The organism is Pseudomonas sp. PF05 (assembly GCF_056521845.1).
The window spans coordinates 132083-150359 of sequence record NZ_JBWLPW010000012.1; the positions used below are offsets into that span (position 1 = coordinate 132083).

At 59.9% G+C, this 18277-nt stretch carries 13 protein-coding genes and 2 tRNA genes; 12 read left to right on the forward strand and 3 right to left on the reverse strand.

Going from position 1 to position 18277, the window contains the following annotated elements:
• Positions 1 to 27 precede the first annotated feature (27 nt).
• Together AC09SL_RS20255 and AC09SL_RS20260 are read left to right on the forward strand one after the other, a co-directional pair.
• On the forward strand, positions 28 to 237 hold the full coding sequence (locus tag AC09SL_RS20255) for a cold-shock protein (protein WP_002554837.1): 210 nt from the start codon (positions 28 to 30) through the stop codon (positions 235 to 237).
• Between the two features lie 132 nt (positions 238 to 369).
• Positions 370 to 1818: a toxin-antitoxin system YwqK family antitoxin gene (locus tag AC09SL_RS20260; RefSeq protein ID WP_058546710.1), complete on the forward strand. Its 1449-nt coding sequence runs from the start codon at positions 370 to 372 to the stop codon at positions 1816 to 1818.
• Between the two features lie 185 nt (positions 1819 to 2003).
• Here AC09SL_RS20260 and AC09SL_RS20265 read toward each other — a convergent pair whose 3' ends face one another.
• On the reverse strand, positions 2004 to 3011 hold the full coding sequence (locus tag AC09SL_RS20265) for a DUF481 domain-containing protein (protein WP_058546709.1): 1008 nt from the start codon (positions 3009 to 3011) through the stop codon (positions 2004 to 2006).
• Positions 3012 to 3178: 167 nt separating this feature from the next.
• Here AC09SL_RS20265 and AC09SL_RS20270 point away from each other — a divergent pair, with 167 nt between their 5' ends.
• From AC09SL_RS20270 to AC09SL_RS20285, 4 genes are all read left to right on the forward strand, one after another.
• Positions 3179 to 3532 (forward strand): MGMT family protein, encoded by a 354-nt coding sequence (locus AC09SL_RS20270; RefSeq protein WP_058546708.1) that lies wholly within the window; start codon positions 3179 to 3181, stop codon positions 3530 to 3532.
• A gap of 44 nt (positions 3533 to 3576) precedes the next feature.
• A complete protein-coding gene (locus tag AC09SL_RS20275; RefSeq protein WP_058546707.1) occupies positions 3577 to 5136 on the forward strand; it encodes an AmpG family muropeptide MFS transporter in 1560 nt (519 codons plus the stop codon).
• A gap of 129 nt (positions 5137 to 5265) precedes the next feature.
• Positions 5266 to 6981: a proline--tRNA ligase gene (locus tag AC09SL_RS20280; RefSeq protein WP_058546706.1), complete on the forward strand. Its 1716-nt coding sequence runs from the start codon at positions 5266 to 5268 to the stop codon at positions 6979 to 6981.
• Between the two features lie 17 nt (positions 6982 to 6998).
• Positions 6999 to 7952 carry a hypothetical protein gene (locus AC09SL_RS20285; protein ID WP_058546705.1) on the forward strand — a complete coding sequence of 318 codons (954 nt, stop codon included), beginning with the start codon at positions 6999 to 7001 and terminating at the stop codon, positions 7950 to 7952.
• 189 nt (positions 7953 to 8141) lie between these two features.
• Here the strand turns inward: AC09SL_RS20285 and dinB are convergent, their stop codons facing one another.
• Complete coding sequence (gene dinB / locus AC09SL_RS20290) at positions 8142 to 9203, reverse strand: DNA polymerase IV (protein WP_058546704.1); 1062 nt, start codon at positions 9201 to 9203, stop codon at positions 8142 to 8144.
• Positions 9204 to 9489: 286 nt separating this feature from the next.
• Between dinB and AC09SL_RS20295 the strand changes: the two genes are divergently transcribed.
• The 4 genes from AC09SL_RS20295 (at position 9490) to AC09SL_RS20310 (ending at position 13958) form a co-directional block, all read left to right on the forward strand.
• Positions 9490 to 9566 (forward strand) — tRNA-Met (locus tag AC09SL_RS20295).
• Between the two features lie 231 nt (positions 9567 to 9797).
• Positions 9798 to 9874 (forward strand) — tRNA-Met (locus tag AC09SL_RS20300).
• Between the two features lie 152 nt (positions 9875 to 10026).
• Positions 10027 to 12669 (forward strand): bifunctional lysylphosphatidylglycerol flippase/synthetase MprF, encoded by a 2643-nt coding sequence (gene mprF, locus AC09SL_RS20305; RefSeq protein WP_058546703.1) that lies wholly within the window; start codon positions 10027 to 10029, stop codon positions 12667 to 12669.
• Entirely contained in the window at positions 12669 to 13958 is a 1290-nt protein-coding gene (locus AC09SL_RS20310) for a virulence factor family protein (RefSeq protein ID WP_058546702.1), read from the forward strand. Before mprF ends, AC09SL_RS20310 begins: the two co-directional genes overlap by 1 nt.
• A 62-nt stretch (positions 13959 to 14020) precedes the next feature.
• On the opposite strand, the gene AC09SL_RS20315 is transcribed toward AC09SL_RS20310, so the two are convergent.
• Complete coding sequence (locus AC09SL_RS20315; protein ID WP_413468851.1) at positions 14021 to 15862, reverse strand: potassium transporter Kup; 1842 nt, start codon at positions 15860 to 15862, stop codon at positions 14021 to 14023.
• Positions 15863 to 16194: 332 nt separating this feature from the next.
• Here AC09SL_RS20315 and rimO point away from each other — a divergent pair, with 332 nt between their 5' ends.
• Positions 16195 to 17535 (forward strand): 30S ribosomal protein S12 methylthiotransferase RimO, encoded by a 1341-nt coding sequence (gene rimO, locus AC09SL_RS20320; RefSeq protein ID WP_014336847.1) that lies wholly within the window; start codon positions 16195 to 16197, stop codon positions 17533 to 17535.
• Between the two features lie 228 nt (positions 17536 to 17763).
• Positions 17764 to 18237 carry a GNAT family N-acetyltransferase gene (locus AC09SL_RS20325; RefSeq protein ID WP_058546700.1) on the forward strand — a complete coding sequence of 158 codons (474 nt, stop codon included), beginning with the start codon at positions 17764 to 17766 and terminating at the stop codon, positions 18235 to 18237.
• The last annotated feature ends 40 nt before the right edge of the window (positions 18238 to 18277 follow it).

An 18277-nucleotide genomic window follows, 5' to 3' on the forward strand; every position in this document is an offset into this window, starting at 1 on the left:
AGTTATCTTTGTTCAAGGAGTTACACCATGTCTAATCGCCAAACCGGTACCGTTAAGTGGTTCAACGATGAAAAAGGCTTCGGCTTCATCACCCCACAATCCGGTGACGACCTGTTCGTTCACTTCAAAGCTATCCAATCCGACGGCTTCAAAAGCCTGAAAGAAGGCCAACAGGTTTCTTTCATCGCTACCCGCGGTCAGAAAGGCATGCAAGCTGAAGAAGTTCAAGTTATCTAACTTGTCCTTGCTTTAGTAAAAAGCCCCGCCCTCAAAAGCGGGGCTTTTTTTGTGTCCGTGTGTTTTACCAGCCCTCAGCCCCGCTTCCGCTCTATATGATTCGCACCCTGAAAATCACATGGAAGAAGCAGGATGCAGTTCATTTCCTGGAAGGCGCTCCACGCAGCACTACTCGTTTTTGCCCCTCCCCTCAATGCAGAATCACGACCTGATCACCCTTCGGTCATAACAGCGATGAATCCTCGCGCCACGTACCTGGCGAAAGGTCCAGAGGTTAACGGCCACTCCGCAATACAGTTAAGAGCCGCAGCACGCCTGACCCTCTCTACACCTCACTCCTGCGGGAGCAACGAGGTTTACCTCACCCCTGAATCCATAGGGGTGCCAGATGAATCGTTTCGGCGAGCACTTGGCGAAGTTCAGGATCTGATAGACCAGAAAATCCCTCTTCTCTTGACACTTTCAAACTGCGAACGCAAACGCGCTTTTCTTGAAAAAGTCCGCCCCTGTACCCCCGAAGAATGCGGCGAGTTGACCGCTACGCTGGTCGACGGAAAACTTTTTCTGGACGAGGACTATAAACCAACGGGAAAAAGTCTCGCGGCTTATTACCTGGAAATGCCTATGCCTTACGACAGCAAACGCCAGGCATGGCGGGCGAAAGTTTTTTACGTCAACTCCCGAGCTCTGCGCTACGACTACTTCGTAAATGCGGAAGATTTCGCTTCAAGCCGCCCCGTATTCGAAGCCAAAGCCTATTATCCAAACGGGCAGCTACACCATCTCTACCAAAATGATGGGGATGGCCTACGCCAGGGAGAGTCGCTGACCTACTCCCAAGATGGCGTGATCATCCAGCGACAAAATCACCTGAACAATGAGCTGGACGGTTGGCAAACCACCTATCACGACAACGGCAACATCGCTGAATCCTTCAAGTGGCATCAAGGCACGCTGGAGGACGGTGAGTATCTTGAATATGACGAAAACCAAAGGGTGATTGGCCGAACCAGCTATAAGGCTGGCGTGTGGGACGGGCCTGCCCTGGCTTACTACCCGAACGGTAAGCTAAGAAGCCGCACATTCTTCGTTCGTGGCAAAGCTCAAGGCTTCAGCCCCATCTATTTTGAAAATGGCGCGCTCCAGCTATCTCGGAACTTGCTCAACGGTAAGCCTGATGGCTGGGTGGTCGAATACTTTCCCAATGGCAAGACCAAAAGAAAGGAGTCCCATCAGCGCGGGACTCAGCGCAGCTACGCTCTCTGGAACGAGCAGGGTACCCAAACAATCGAATGGCAGTGGGACGAATATAAGCGCGAGCAGGGAGATTTCAAGCAATGGCATGAAAATGGCCAACTCAAGGAGCACAAAATTTACAAAGATGGGCAGCTTCAGAGTCACGTCAAAAACTGGGCGAAAAACGGTCAGCTGCGCTCATCCATTCACTATCGGGATAACAAACGCCACGGCACCAGCCAATACTGGACTGACGATGGAAAGCTAGTGGAAGACTGCAAATACACCGATGGTGTACGCGAGCAGGAATGTCAACGCGGACAAAGACCCAGCCCGACTAACTGAACCGCCCATCATCATTGCTTACCAAAAAGCTCTGTAACCGAATCAGCCGACAGGGCATTTTTGATAACGAGTCCCAGTTTTACCCGCGCACAAAAAACTGTGGGAGTCTTGCTGTCCCTGGAAAGGATGGCTAAATAAACCATCCAAGACAGTTGCCCCCACATTGGTTTTTTGGTTAGCCGGGATTACCAGGTCACGCCAAACCCAGCCGTGTAGCGCGTCTTGCTCAAGTCGCTGTCTTCGGTGCCCTCGATGACATCCTTCTCGGCCTTGAGGTTGAGCGAGGCCCAGTCGGTGACCTTGTAGCGCAGCCCCATTTCGGCGTCATAGGCGTACTCCGCCACGCCGGACAGCGGCTTGCCCACTTCGCCGTTGGTGAAGAACTCGACGCGCTTGCCAATCAGGTAGCGGTTGTAGTCCCACTTCATGGCGACGGAGTAGAAGTTGTCCTTGCCGCCGTCGCGGTATTCATAATCGGTGCGGTTCAACAGCGAACCCAGCGAGAACGCGCCCAGCTCATCATCCCAGAACTGATAACCCGGACCGGTACCGACCACACGCTGGCGCGCCAGATCTTCGACTTTGTCACGCTTGTAATTCAGGCGGCCTTGCCAGAACCATTTGTCCGTCAAGAACCGGTCGAGGGAATATTCCAGGCGCCAGTTATCGGTGGAAACCACGTCATCCTGGAATTCACGGTTGTATTCGCCTTCGGCAGTGTGCCGCCATCTGCCATGACGTGCCGAGGTCTTGAAGTCGACGTCGTAATCGTCGGTGTCTTTTTCCGCACGCTGGTAATCCAGCGCGGCATCGATGTTGCCCTTCCACACCAAGTCCTCGACCACCGGCTTGGGCTTGAGGATCTGCTGGATACTGGCCAGCTCAACGGTCTTGGGCGCATCACCGTTGGCCAAGGTGACCTTGCCATCCTCGGCCGCCTGCAGCGCCTTGGCTTTCTCACCGGTATAGGCGTCCTGCTTGACCAAGAGCTGCTGGTCACTCTCCAGGGTCTTGACCTGCTTCCAGTCGATGGGAATCGCACCGGCGTAGTCGGTCTGGATCAGTAACTTGCCGCCATCGAAAACGGTAATCTTGCCACTGAGTTTGTCCCCATTCTTCAACCAGACTGTGTCGGCAAGCAAGGGCATGGAGGCACTGGCAACAGCCAGGCAAAGCAGGGTTCTAGACAACATAAGCGTATAAAGAGCTCAAGTTCGCGGTGAAAAGGCGGCATTATCCCCCGGGACGACACCTCAGCAAGGACTGACCAACGTATTTGTAATGAGTTCATTTCTCAACCAGCTTTACAGGACTTAACCTACAAACGGCCATACACCCTCTTTATTTCGGACGCCTGAACGTGACTGATGCATCCCTGAATACCGAGAATGCCGCCCAAATCCGCCGTACCACCCTTTACCTGACCCTGGCACAGGTGCCAGCGGGCAAGGTGGTCACCTATGGCCAACTCGCTGAAATGGCCGGCCTGGGCCGTGCCGCACGCTGGGTCGGGCGGACCCTCAGCCAGTTGCCGAACGACACGAAACTGCCCTGGCATCGGGTATTGGGTGCCGGCGGTCGGATCAGCCTGCCGGCGGGCAGCGCCTCAGGGGATGAACAGCGCGCACGCCTACGCATGGAAGGGATCAGTGTCCTGAACAATCGTGTTGATATTCAGCGCCATGGCTGGCGCCCGGTAGAGCACAGCGGTTAGAGTGCGCGCTTTGTTTTCGCAATTTTTGAGGCAGACTCCAGCCCATGCCCCGTAAAACCTGGCGCGCCGCCCTCGCCGCCTATGCCAGTCCCTCGACGCTCGTGCTGTTGCTGCTTGGCTTCGCCGCCGGCTTGCCGTACATGCTGGTGTTCTCCACGCTTTCGGTCTGGTTGCGCGAAGCCGGTGTGGCCCGCGAAACCATCGGCTACGCGAGCCTGATCGGCCTGGCGTATGCCTTCAAATGGGTCTGGTCGCCGCTGCTCGACCAATGGCGCCTGCCACTGCTGGGTAAGCTCGGGCGTCGACGTTCATGGCTGGTGCTCTCCCAGGGCCTGGTGATCCTCGGCCTGATCGGCATGGGTTTCTGCGACCCACAGAAACACCTGTCATGGTTGATCGCCATCGCCGTCATCGTAGCCTTCGCCTCTGCGACGCAGGACATCGCCGTCGACGCCTATCGCCTGGAAATCGCCGACGACACCCGCCAGGCCGCCCTCGCCGCCAGCTACATGTCCGGCTACCGCATCGCCGCACTGCTGGCTACCGCTGGCGCCCTGTTCTTCGCCGAAGGGTTTGGCTCCACCGGCTTCAGCTACAAACACTCGGCCTGGGCCGGCACTTACCTGCTGTTCGGCGTATTGATGGTCCCGGCGCTACTCACCTCACTGTTCATGCGCGAACCACCGGTGCCGCTGCGCACCCAATTGCAGGCCGGGCGCTACTCGTTCGCCCATCAACTGGCGTCAGTGTTCGTACTGATCGTGCTGCTGGTGTCTGTCCCGGCGATGTTCACCCAGCTCTACAACACCGACTTCGCCAGCGTGTTGTTCGAGGGCGTCAGCCTGCTCGACCTGCTGCTCGAAGACCGCGCGTTCCTGCGGGCCATCCTCTATATCATCCTGACCGCCCTGTGCCTCTCGGCCGTGGGTCGCCGCGGGTTGGCGCCGGTGCTGACGCCGGTCAACGATTTCATCCTGCGTTACCGCTGGCAGGCCCTCCTGCTGCTCGGGCTGATCGCGACCTATCGGATGTCCGACACGGTCATGGGGGTCATGGCCAACGTGTTCTACATCGACCAGGGCTTCACCAAGGACCAGATCGCCAGCGTCAGCAAGATTTTCGGGTTGATCATGACCCTCGTCGGGGCCGGCATGGGCGGCCTGCTGATCGTACGTTTCGGCATCCTGCCCATCCTGTTCATCGGCGGTGTCGCCTCGGCCGGCACCAATATCCTCTTCCTGATGCTCGCCGACATGGGCGCCAATCTGCAGATGTTGATTGTCACCATTTCCCTGGACAACTTCAGCTCCGGCCTGGCCACTTCGGCCTTCGTCGCCTATCTATCGAGCCTGACCAACCTGAAGTTCTCCGCCACCCAATACGCCCTGCTCAGCTCGATCATGCTGTTGCTGCCGCGCCTGATCGGTGGCTATTCGGGCGTGATGGTGGAGAAATTCGGCTATCACGACTTTTTCCTGATCACCGCGCTGCTGGGCGTTCCAACCCTGCTGCTGATCGCCTTGCACTGGTTCCAGGAGAACCGTCGCCAGGGCTCGATGCCCACTGAGGAACCGACGGCCACCCGGCCCGCGGAAGAATCGTAGGAAACTTCAGAAAACGCCGGGGAAACCGGCGTTCGCACCGGGCGACCGGCCACGCGCCTGTACGCCAGGGCATCTCGCCCGTACAATGCTCCGTCACTTCTCGTCATCAGCAACCGACAACGGCCAACCATGCGCACCAGTCAATATTTGCTCGCCACACAGAAAGAAACGCCTTCCGACGCCGTCGTGATCAGCCATCAGTTGATGCTGCGTGCCGGCATGATCCGCAAACTCGCCTCGGGCCTGTACACCTGGCTGCCGATGGGCCTGCGGGTCATGCGCAAGGTGGAAGCCATCGTTCGCGAAGAGATGGACGCTGCCGGTTCCCTGGAAGTGTTGATGCCGAGCACCCAACCGGCCGAGCTGTGGCAGGAATCGGGGCGCTGGGAAGAATACGGCCCTGAGCTGCTGCGCATCAAAGACCGTCACGGTCGCGACTTCTGTGCGGGCCCGACTCACGAAGAAGTGATCACCGACCTCATGCGCAACGAGTTGAGCAGCTACAAGCAGCTGCCGATCAACCTGTATCAGATCCAGACCAAATTCCGTGACGAAATCCGTCCACGCTTCGGCCTGATGCGCGGTCGCGAATTCATCATGAAGGACGCCTACTCGTTCCACACCGACCTGGCCTCGCTGCAAGTCACCTACGACCGCATGCACCAGGCGTATTGCAACGTGTTCACCCGCCTGGGCCTGAAATTCCGTCCGGTTGAAGCCGACAACGGCTCTATCGGCGGCGCCGGCTCCCACGAATTCCACGTCCTGGCCGAGTCCGGCGAAGACGACATCGTCTTCAGCAATGGCTCCGACTACGCCGCCAACATCGAGAAAGCCGAAGCCGTGCCACGGGAAACCTCCCGCGCCGCGCCGACTGAAGAGTTGCGCCTGGTGGACACGCCAAACGCCAAGACCATTGCCCAGTTGGTGGAAGGCTACAACCTGCCGATCGAGCGCACCATCAAGACCCTGATCGTGCATGCAGAAGAAGCCGGCAAGCTGATCGCCCTGATCGTCCGTGGCGACCACGAACTCAATGAAATCAAGGCCGCCAACCAGCCAGGCGTCGCCAGCCCGCTGGTCATGGCTACCGAAGCCGAACTGCGCGACGCCATCGGCGCCGGTGCCGGCTCCCTCGGCCCGTTGAACCTGCCACTGCCGATCATTATCGACCGCTCGGTGGAGTTGATGAGCGATTTCGCCATCGGCGCCAACCTCGACGACAAGCACTATTTCGGCGTGAACTGGGAACGCGACCTGCCGGTTCCAACCGTCGCGGACCTGCGCAACGTCGTGGCCGGCGATCCGAGCCCGGACGGCAAGGGCACCCTGGAAATCAAGCGGGGCATCGAAGTCGGGCACATTTTCCAGCTGGGCAACAAGTACAGCAAGGCGATGAAGTGCGAAGTGCTGGGTGAGAACGGCAAGCCGGTTACCCTGGAAATGGGTTGCTACGGCATCGGCGTTTCCCGCGTGGTGGCTGCCGCCATCGAGCAGAATAACGACGAGAAGGGGATCATCTGGAGCGACACACTGGCGCCTTTCCAGATCGCCCTGGTGCCGCTGCGCTATGAAACCGACCTGGTGCGCGAAGCCACCGACAAGCTCTACGCCGAATTGACGGCCGCCGGCTTCGAAGTGCTGCTGGACGACCGCGACAAGAAAACCAGCCCCGGCATCAAGTTCGCGGACATGGAACTGATCGGCATCCCGCATCGGATCGTCGTCAGTGACCGTGGCCTGGCCGAAGGCAACCTGGAATACAAGAGCCGCACCGAGGCCGAGCCGCAAGCGCTGCCGGTCGCCGACGTGCTGTCGTTCCTCCAGGCCCGTATCCGCCGCTGACACCAGATAGAGACGTCATGTTCAAGCGAAACACCTTAGGCCTCGGTGGCGCCGCCCTGTGCGGCGCCCTGCTGGTCAGCGGCTGTGCCAACCAAATGTCGCAGCGCAGCGAGCACGAAGAGCGGGTCGAGCGAAAATTGCTCGACCACAGCCTGCAGATCGACGTAGGCGAACCCAAGGTGCTCGACCTGCCGCAGCGTCGGGTGCGGATCAATGAGCAGAAGACCTTCGAAGTCACTGAGTTCGAGGTCACTCGCCATTACGATCGCTACACGCCATACCAACCCTGGCGGGAGATTTACGAGATCCCCTTGGGCGCGGTGGCCGTGGTGGCCGGTGTCGGCGCGAACGTGGTCAATGTGTTCGCCCTCGGCAACCTGCCGGACACCGTGACCCGTGACTGGATCAGCTACGGTTTCGCCGGGCTCAACCCGTTCATGAACGTCCCTTCCCATGGCCGTGCCCAGCAGAACCTGGCGGGCATTGACGAAGTCCAGCGCGACAAGCGCACGGAACACTCGAGCCTGCCCTGGAGCGAACGCCCGGTGGAAGTCAAGGCCGCCCGGCAGACCTTCGAGCTGAGCACCGACCGTAACGGCGTGCTGCGCTTGAACCTGCTGGAAAGCCCGTTCGCCGAGCAGGACCTGAGCCAATTCGGCAAATTGCAGATCAGCGTGACGGATGCCCTGGACGAAGTGCACACCGACTCATCCCTGAGCATCAGCAGCACCTTGCGCAGCAAGCTGCTGGAAGCCCACGCGTTGATTTACGACGACTTGGAAGACGACGAGGTGAGCCAGTGGGTGCATCGAGTCAAGCGCCTGTCGGAGCTGGGACTAGAAGAAGAGGCCAGCGAACTGGAACAGAGCCTGATCGAACTGACGCGCAATGATCCGGAGTTGCAGAGCGAGTTCATGAAAGCGCTGACCAAGGATGGCGGACGCTTGGTGGCGGATCCTGGCGCGAACTGAAACGCCCCCTGTGGCGAGAGAAATTGCGTGAGGGCAAGACCTATGGGAGCAAGACCTGTAGGAGCAAGGCCTGTGGGAGCAAGGCTTGCCCGCGATGGCGGCCTCAAGGATGTCATCGCGAGCAAGCTTTGCTCCCACAAGATTTCCTTGCCACAAGGACCGCGCCAAGCAGGGCACTCATTGTCAGTCTCACCGCTCAAACAACTCCAACTGCTCGAACCCACCGCGCAAATCCTCCAGCCGCACCCCTATCCCTAATAACCGCACCGGCTTGCCGCCCCGATTGAACGCCTGGGTCAACAGCAACTGGTAGCTGCCCAAGTCCCGCCCTGCCCCGGCCTGCTCCAGCGTGGTCTGGGTGAAATCATGGAACTTCACTTTGACGAACGGCTTGCCCGGTCGATAACTGCTGTCGATCCGTGCCATGCGCCCGTTGAGGGTTTCCATCAGTTCCGGCAGTTTGTCGAGGCAGCTCACCAGGTCGGGCAGGTCGACATCGTAGGTGTTCTCCACACTGATGGACTGCCGTCGGCTGTCGTTGTGCACCAGCCGCTCATCAATCCCACGGGCCAGGCTCCAGAGCCGCTCACCAAAACTGCCGAATTCGCGCACCAGTGCCAACTTGTCCCATTGACGCAACTGCAGGCAATCGACGATGCCGAGCCGGCTCAGCTTATCGGCGGTGACCTTTCCAACACCGTGGAGCTTGCTGACCGGCAGGGCCGAGACAAAATCATCGACCTGGTCGGGGGTGATGACGAACAGCCCGTTGGGCTTTTTCCAGTCACTGGCGATCTTGGCCAGGAACTTGTTCGGCGCGACGCCGGCGGACACGGTGATGTGCAACTGGTTGGAAACCCGTCGGCGAATGTCCTGGGCGATGCGGGTGGCGCTGCCACCGAAATGGGCGCTGGCGGAGACATCCAGGTAGGCCTCGTCCAGGGACAGCGGCTCGATCAGGTCCGTGTAATCGCTGAAAATCGTATGAATTTCCTTCGACGCTTCCCGGTAGGCATCCATCCGTGGTTTGACGATGGTGAGGTCCGGGCAAAGCTTCAAGGCGTGGCCGGAGGACATGGCCGAGCGCACCCCGTAGGCACGCGCTTCGTAGTTACAGGTGGCAATCACGCCCCGCCGATCCGCCGAGCCTCCCACCGCCAAGGGCTTGCCGGCTAGCCGCGGGTCATCGCGCATCTCGATGGCGGCATAGAAACAGTCACAGTCGACGTGGATGATCTTACGTTGCGTCATAAATAAAGAAGCAGAGTGTGCGACGAATCGGGCCACCAGTATCGCACCGGCACCTGTATATAGCACCAGTAGTTTGAAAGATCCTTCGTTGAGGCCCGAAAGAGCCTACACAAATTTACTTCTTCAATCGCAACACCCCCTCCAATAGAGCTTCAGCCCTTGCCAGGCCTGCGTCACAGCGCTGTCACAATGCCTTTCCCCAAGGCTAAGCACTTGAAGCGGAACAGATTTTTATGAAGCCAGGGTTGACAACAGCGCGATCCTCTGTAGAATGCCGCCACACAGACGCGGGATGGAGCAGTCTGGTAGCTCGTCGGGCTCATAACCCGAAGGTCGTCGGTTCAAATCCGGCTCCCGCAACCAAACATCAAAAAAGGCTACTCGAAAGAGTGGCCTTTTTTGTGCGTGCCGTTTTTTGACCGTCTGATCAGAGCGTCACCGCCTGCGACACCCTACAGGCAACCACTTGTAGGACAATTTCCTTTAAATTCCGAGCGTTTAGGAAGGCAAGGGGCGGATCGACCGTTTATTTGAGCCCATTGCCTTTTAACGGTTGACACTCAGGCATTCGCCTGTAGAATGCCGCCACACAGACGCGGGATGGAGCAGTCTGGTAGCTCGTCGGGCTCATAACCCGAAGGTCGTCGGTTCAAATCCGGCTCCCGCAACCAAATATCAAGAAAGGCTACTCGAAAGAGTGGCCTTTTTTGTGTCTGGTGAAAAAAGGTCTCATTACAAATATTTTGTAATTATTTTTTACCGCGGGGATTGGTAACTTGGCTGCATACCCCCATCCTGTCGCGCATAGCTCAAGAGGTGATTGATGCGCGCCCACTCGTCTGACCCGCAAGACTCCGTTACTGCGACACAACCGATCAAGGCCCAGCGACTGCGTTGGCTGGATCGGATCAGCCAGTACCGCCAGCCTATTGGCCTTGCTGTCACGCTGCTGCTGTTTGCGATTGCATTGATTGCCTGCCGCCACCTGCTGAGCGAACTCGATCTGTACGCCCTGCACGACTCGATTCTGGAGGTGCCCCAGCCAGCCCTGCTTGGCGCGATCGCTGCCACGGTAGCCGGCTTCATCATTCTTTTGGGCTACGAATGGTCCGCCAGCCGTTATGCCGGAGTGACGCTGGCGCCACAAACCATGGTCCTGGGCGGGTTCACCGCGTTCGCCATCGGCAATGCCATTGGCCTGTCACTGCTGTCGGGCGGCTCGGTTCGCTACCGCCTGTATGCACGTCATGGCCTGGGGGCACCGGATGTCGCCCGCATGACGTTGTTCGCCAGCCTGTCCCTGGGCTGCGCATTGCCGCCGTTGGCGGCCCTGGCGACGCTCAGCGACCTGCCCGCCGCATCCGCCGCGCTGCACCTGCCTGCGACTTTGCTAGGGGCAATTTCCGTGGTGGTGCTGCTGCTCGCCAGCGTGTTGGCCATCGGTATTTACCGCCGACGCTTGCCGGAACAGCCTCATCGGGACAGCCTCCTGGTAAAAGTCGGGCGCCGCACGCTGCGCCTGCCAGGCCGACGCCTGACGCTCCTGCAACTGGTGATCACCGCGCTGGATGTCGCCGCCGCCGCGACCGTGTTGTATCTATTGCTGCCTGAGGCACCGCCATTCGGTGCTTTCCTGCTGGTGTACCTGCTGGCGCTGGCCGCTGGGGTGCTCAGCCATGTACCGGGCGGCGTCGGGGTATTCGAGGCGATCCTGCTGGCCGCGTTTGCCGACAAGCTCGGCGCCGCACCGCTGGCCGCCGCACTGTTGCTGTATCGCTTGATCTACGTCCTGCTGCCGATGCTGATGGCCTGCGTACTGCTGCTGATCAATGAGGCACAACGACTGTTCCAGACGCGCCAGACCCTGCGGGCGGCATCGGGTTTCGCCGCGCCGATCCTGGCGGTGCTGGTGTTCCTCTCGGGTGTGGTGCTGTTGTTTTCCGGCGTGACACCGGAAATCGACACCCGCCTGGAGCACATCGGCTTCCTGATCCCTCATCGGCTGGTCGACGCTTCGCACTTGGGCGCCAGCCTGGTGGGCGTGCTGTGCCTGTTGCTCGCCCAAGGCTTGCGCCGTCGCCTGTCAGCCGCCTGGATGCTGACCACGGTTCTGCTCCTGGTGGGCGCCCTGCTCTCGCTGCTCAAGGGTTTCGACTGGGAAGAAGCCACGCTGCTGACCCTGACGGCCGCCCTGCTGGCGATATTCCGACGCTCCTTTTATCGTCCAAGCCGCCTGACGGAACTGCCCTTTTCCCCGTTGTTCCTGATCGCCAGCCTCTGCGTGCTCGGTGCGTCGACCTGGCTGCTGCTATTTGCCTACCAGGACGTGCCCTACAGCCATCAACTGTGGTGGCAGTTCACCCTCGATGCCGACGCTCCTCGCGGCCTGCGCTCCCTGCTGGGGGCCGCGGTGCTGCTGATGGTGGTGTCCCTGACCTGGTTGCTGCGCACCGCACGGCCGGTGATCCATCTGCCGACGGCCGAAGAACTGGAGCGAGCCAAGACGATCCTCATGACCTCGTCGCAACCCGACGGTGGCCTGGCCTTGACCGGTGACAAGGCATTGCTGTTTCACCCCAACGACGAGGCGTTCCTGATGTACGCCCGCCGCGGCCGCAGCCTGGTGGCGTTGTACGACCCGATCGGGCCGCCCCTGCAGCGGGCTGAAATGATCTGGCAGTTCCGCGACCTGTGTGACACCCACCATGCCCGCCCCGTGTTCTATCAGGTACGTGCCGAGAACCTGCCGTACTACATGGACATCGGCCTGACAGCCATCAAGCTGGGCGAGGAAGCACGGGTCGACCTCAAGCGTTTCGATCTCGAAGCCAAGGGCAAAGAGATGAAGGACTTGCGCTACACCTGGAACCGCGGCACCCGTGACGGCCTGTCGCTGGAGATCCACGAACCGGGCCAGGCACCGATGGATGAGCTCAAGGTCATTTCCGACGCCTGGCTGACCGGCAAGAGCGTGCGTGAGAAAGGTTTCTCCCTGGGCCGTTTCAGCGATGACTACCTCAAGCATTTCCGCATCGCGGTGATTCGTTTCGAGGGCCGGCCGGTGGCGTTCGCCAACCTGCTGGAAACCCACAGCCACGAACTGGCCAGCCTCGACCTGATGCGCGCCCACCCCGAGGCCCCGAAACTGACCATGGAATTCATGATGGTCGGCCTCATCCAGCATTATAAAAACCATGACTACGCCCGCTTCAGCCTCGGCATGGTCCCGCTGTCGGGCCTGCAACCGCGTCGCGGCGCACCCTTGACCCAACGCCTGGGCTCGATGGTGTTTCGCCGTGGCGAGCAGCTCTACAATTTCCAGGGGCTGCGCCGCTTCAAAGATAAATTCCAGCCTGACTGGGAACCTCGTTACATGGCCGTGCCCGCCGGACTCGATCCGCTGGTGGCACTGGCTGATACCGCCGCCCTGATAGCAGGCGGCCTGACTGGATTGGTGAAACGCTGATGATGCAACGCTCCTGGCGATACGTAGTGGCCGCCCTGCTGGTGCTGGCGGTGATTCTCGGTGGCGGTTATTGGTACTGGAACCGCCCGGCCCCACAACCCACCCTGGAACAGCTCGCGCCCGCCGATGGCGTAGCGATGACCCGGGTCATCCCCGGCACCAAGCCGCGCGCCCAGGTGCTGGTGGCGGTCAATGAAGAGCAGAAGCTCAGCGACACACAGCTGACGACCCTCAGCGGCAGCGGCTCGGCGCAGATCGTCCAAGTGATCCTGCCCAAGGACTGCATGTTGCAAGGTCGCGCCCTGCAGGCTGGCCTGCGCCAGCTCCAGGGGCCTGCCACACTGGTCAGCGGCATCGGTCCGGGCGCCGTGCTGGCCTGGCGCTGGCTGGCTGAGCAGAAGGATGACAAGGCCAAGGCCGTTTCGGTGGACCTGGCCCTGGAAAAACCGGGCTGCACGCACTTGCTGCCCAAAAGCGCAGCCCATGGCCACTGGCTGGTGGCCTGGAACGATAACCCCGACGACACCAGTGCCGGTTTCGTACGCGATCAGCCGAATGCCGAAACCAGCATCAGCGACTACGACATCAACCTGCCGCAGGTACTGAACAACGAGCTGCGCAAGATCCTGGTGGGCACCGACAAGGCCAAGGGCGGACTGAGCATCCCGGTGGTGGAAGTCCCAGCCAGCCAGGCGCGGGATACCGTGACCCTGTTTCTCTCCGGGGACGGCGGCTGGCGTGACCTGGACCGCGACGTGGCCGATGAAATGGCCAAGATTGGCTACCCCGTGGTCGGCATCGACACCCTGCGCTACTACTGGCAGCACAAGAGCCCGGAGCAAAGCGCGGCGGATCTGAGTGAACTGATGCAGCACTACCGCCAGATCTGGGGCACCAAGCGCTTCATCCTGACCGGCTACTCCTTCGGTGCCGACGTGTTGCCAGCCATCTACAATCGCCTGCCGGCCACCGAACAGCAGCGGGTCGATGCGATCATACTGCTGGCTTTTGCCCGCACCGGCAGCTTCGAGATCGAAGTCGAAGGCTGGCTCGGCAACGCCGGCACCGAAGCCGCCACCGGCCCGGAAATGGCCAAGCTGCCAGCCGACAAGGTGGTGTGCATCTACGGCGCTGAAGAAGCCGATGAAAGCGGCTGCACCGACAAAACCGTCGTGGGCGAAGTCATCAAGCTGCCTGGCGGCCACCACTTCGACGAAAATTACCCGGCCCTGGCCAAGCGCTTGATCGATGAGATCAACAAGCGGCAGAACAAGACAGTCGAGCAGTGATCTGAAACACGCATGACACCCAGCCCCTGCTGCGTTACGGCTGCAGGGGCTTTTTTGTGGGCTTACATCTCGACCTGCGTCCCCAGTTCAATCACCCGGTTCAACGGCAGATTGAAGAAGCGCAGATTGCCATTGGCGTTCTTCAACATGAAGGCGAACAACGCCTCGCGCCAGCGAGCCATGCCCTCGAGCTTGGAAGCAATGACGGTCTCGCGGCTGAGGAAGTAGGTGGTGCGCATCGGACTGAAGTCCAGGTCATCGAGATGACAGAGCTTGAGCGCCTGCGGGACGTCCGGCTCGTCGGTGAAGCCGAAGTGCAGGATCACCCGAAAGAACCCTTCGCCGTAGGCATCGACCTCGAAGCGCCGCTGCGGCGGTACACGGGGGATGTCTTCGTAGACCACCGTCAGCAGCACCACTTGTTCATGCAACACCTGGTTGTGCAGCAGGTTGTGCAACAGCGCATGGGGCACGGCGTCCGGGCGTGCCGAGAGGAACACCGCAGTTCCCCGCACCCGGTGGGGCGGTTGTACGCGGATGCTGCTGATGAAAATCGGCAGCGGTAATCCGCTTTCATCAATGCGCCCGACGAGCAACTCCTTGCCGCGCTTCCACGTCGTCATGAGGATAAACAGTACGATCCCCGCCAGCACCGGAAATGCCCCCCCCTGAACGATCTTCGGAACGTTAGCCGCAAAGTACAGGCCGTCTACCACGAGGAAACCGAGCAGCAATGGTACGGTGAACAGCGGCGGCCACTTCCACAGCAGCAGAGCCACCGCCGAAACCAGAATACTGGTGATCAACATGGTCCCCGTCACGGCTACGCCGTAGGCCGATGCCAGCGCTCCCGACGACTCGAAGCCCAGCACCAGCAGAATCACGCCCACCATCAGTGCCCAGTTCACAGCACCAATGTATATCTGCCCTTGCTCGGCGCTGGAGGTATGCTGGATATGCATGCGCGGGATATAACCGAGCTGGATAGCCTGGCGAGTCAGCGAGAATGCACCGGAAATCACCGCTTGCGAGGCAATGACAGTGGCCAGCGTCGAGAGCACCACCAATGGCACCAGGGCCCATCCCGGAGCCAACAGATAGAACGGGTTGCGTGCAGCTTCCGGGTTCTCCAGCAGCAAGGCCCCCTGACCGAAGTAATTGAGCACCAATCCCGGCAATACCAGGAGAAACCAGGCACGGGCAATTGGTTTACGACCGAAATGCCCCATGTCGGCGTACAAGGCCTCGGCACCGGTCAGCGCCAGCACCACAGCACCAAGGATTGCCAGGCCAACGCCTGGATGAACCATGAAAAATCGCACCCCCCATGCTGGGTTCAACGCCTCAAGCACTTGCGGTTGCTGAACGATGCCATGAATACCCAGCCCACCGAGGACCACAAACCACAGCACCATGACCGGGCCGAACAATTTACCGATCCGATCGGTGCCGTGTTTCTGGATCAAAAACAGTGCAATCAGGATCACCAGCGCCATAGGCACTACCCAGTGCTCCAGGCCGTTGAAGGCCACCTCCAGACCTTCCACGGCAGATAACACGGAAATCGCCGGGGTGATCATGCTATCGCCGTAAAACAGGGAGGCACCGATCAGCCCGAGCGTCACCAACACCGTGCGTAACTTGGGATAAGGCGCCGATGCGCGACGGGCCAATGCCGTCAACGACATAATGCCCCCCTCACCCTGGTTATCCGCTCGCAGAATGAACAGCACGTATTTGATCGAAACGACCCAGACCAGCGACCAGAAAATCAATGCCAGGATACCCAGTACGCCGTCATGGCTAACCTGCACGCCATATTGACCGGAGAAGACCTCCTTGATGGTGTAAAGCGGACTGGTACCGATATCGCCATAAACCACCCCTGCCGCCGCCACTAGCATGCTCACCGGTTTGGCAGTTGAATGCCCAGTTGTTGCCGTTTGGCTGTTTGCATGCGCCATTCAATACCCCTACTGCCTGATCCACCGTTCTAATAAGAAGCACAAGGCTTATCCCAGCCGGCACTCCTGTAACTGCCGCTACAACCAATCGCTTAACGGTAAAGATTCACCGGGTAGCAAAGGCGCGAAGCATAGCGCAGCACTCGTCGCATTTCCCGGTATAAAGCTGGTCAAGCAGCCCGGCCACAGATAGAATTGCGCACTTTTTGATCAGAGGCGCGCCAGGCGCCCTGTCTCGGCAAGAGACGATCCCCCTTACACCGAGGTTAGACATGTCCACCACTACCGCGCCAGCCAATCCGAAGGTTGGCTTCGTATCCCTGGGTTGCCCGAAGGCTCTGGTCGACTCCGAGCGCATCCTGACCCAGCTGCGCATGGAAGGCTATGATGTTGTGTCTACGTATCAGGACGCCGACGTGGTCGTGGTCAACACCTGCGGCTTCATCGACTCGGCCAAGGCTGAATCCCTGGAAGTGATCGGCGAAGCCATCAAGGAAAACGGCAAGGTCATCGTCACCGGCTGCATGGGCGTGGAAGAAGGCAACATCCGCAACGTGCACCCAAGCGTCTTGTCCGTGACCGGTCCACAGCAATACGAGCAAGTGGTCAACGCCGTGCACGAAGTGGTACCACCGCGCCAGGACCACAACCCGCTGATCGACCTGGTGCCGCCACAAGGGATCAAGCTGACCCCGCGCCACTACGCTTACCTGAAGATTTCCGAAGGCTGCAACCACAGCTGCAGCTTCTGCATCATCCCGTCGATGCGCGGCAAGCTGGTGAGCCGCCCGGTGGGCGATGTGCTCGACGAGGCCCAGCGCCTGGTCAAGGCCGGCGTCAAGGAACTGCTGGTGATCTCCCAGGACACCAGCGCCTACGGCGTCGACGTGAAATACCGCACCGGTTTCTGGAATGGCGCCCCGGTGAAAACCCGCATGACCGAACTGTGCGAAGCCCTCAGCACTCTCGGCGTCTGGGTCCGCCTGCACTACGTCTACCCGTATCCGCACGTCGACGAACTGATCCCACTGATGGCGGCCGGCAAGATCCTGCCGTACCTGGACATCCCGTTCCAGCACGCCAGCCCGAAAGTCCTCAAGGCCATGAAGCGCCCGGCGTTCGAAGACAAGACCCTGGCCCGCATCAAGAACTGGCGCGAAATCTGCCCGGACCTGATCATCCGTTCGACCTTCATCGTCGGCTTCCCCGGTGAAACCGAAGAAGACTTCCAGTACCTCTTGGACTGGCTGACCGAAGCCCAGCTCGACCGCGTCGGCTGCTTCCAGTATTCCCCTGTCGAAGGCGCACCGGCCAACGACCTGGACCTGGACGTGGTGCCGGACGACGTCAAGCAGGACCGTTGGGAGCGCTTCATGGCGCACCAGCAGGCCATCAGCTCGGCGCGCCTGCAAATGCGCATCGGCCGTGAAATCGAAGTGCTGGTAGATGAAGTGGACGAACAAGGCGCCGTGGGCCGCTGCTTCTTCGACGCCCCGGAAATCGACGGCAACGTCTTCATCGACAATGGCAGCAACCTCAAGCCGGGCGACAAGGTCTGGTGCAAGGTGACCGATGCCGATGAGTACGATTTGTGGGCTGAGCAGATCGGCTGATTTGTGAACTGAGCAGATCGGCTGGCCTGTGGGAGCAAAGCTTGCTCGCGATAGCCCAGTGTCAGCCACTGCAAATGTTGACTGATGCTCCGCCATCGCGAGCAAGCTGTGCTCCCACAGGCTCTTGCGAAACTCGGTAAAAAATTGAAAAGCCCCGCTCTTGCCACAAGATACGGGGCTTTTTTGCAGCTATCGTATGGAGATATCCAGCGCAAGGAACAGGCGGGCATGCGTCAGCATTCGGTCATCCACACACCCAAACCGAGCGATTACCAGGAACTGACCCAGGTGTGGGAGGCTTCGGTACGCGCCACCCACGACTTCCTGCCGGACAGCTACATCGAGCTGCTGAAAAACCTGGTGCTCACCCGTTACCTGGATGCGGTGATGCTCATTTGCACCCGGGACGCGCGCCAGCGGATCACCGGTTTCGCCGGCGTCGCGGCGGGCAAGATCGAGATGCTCTTCATTGCCCCGCAACACCGAGGCCAGGGCTTGGGCAAGCAACTGCTGCGCTACGCCATGGAACACCTGAATGCCGATCAACTGGACGTCAACGAGCAGAACCCGCAAGCCCTGGGCTTTTATCTCAAGCAAGGTTTCGAGGTGGTCGGGCGCTCGGCAAAAGATGGCATGAACCAGCCCTACCCACTGCTGCACATGCGCTACAAGCAACCCGACCTGAAGGCTGGGCGCGGCTAAAAACGGCATGAGGCAAATGGACCCGCGATTAACCGGCGCC